Source organism: Tenacibaculum sp. AWR4_210, assembly GCF_056160945.1.
In genome coordinates this window covers 1-239 of sequence record NZ_JBSWYF010000099.1, presented here as the reverse complement: position 1 = coordinate 239, position 239 = coordinate 1, and the positions used below count along the sequence as shown (strand labels likewise).

Annotated in this window: 1 protein-coding gene; it reads left to right on the top strand. The window is 53.1% G+C overall.

Annotated elements, in window-relative coordinates:
• On the top strand, positions 1–239 hold a 239-nt coding region (locus ACXAG7_RS20195; RefSeq protein WP_476667963.1), incomplete at both ends, for a hypothetical protein.

Genomic DNA, 239 nt, shown 5'->3' with positions numbered 1-239 from the left:
GATCTGTGCAGGAAGCACGGTAACATCGGCGCAGTTATTTGCAGCCTTAGGAGGAAGTCCAGCTGCAGGCGGAACTTGGTCACCAGCATTAGCAGGCGCAAATACCTATACGTATACCGTAGCGGCAACCGCACCATGTACCACAGCCGCAACGGCTCAGGTAGTGGTAAGCGAACAGGCTTTACCAAATGCGGGAACTAACGGAACACTAACGATCTGTGCAGGAAGCACGGTAACAT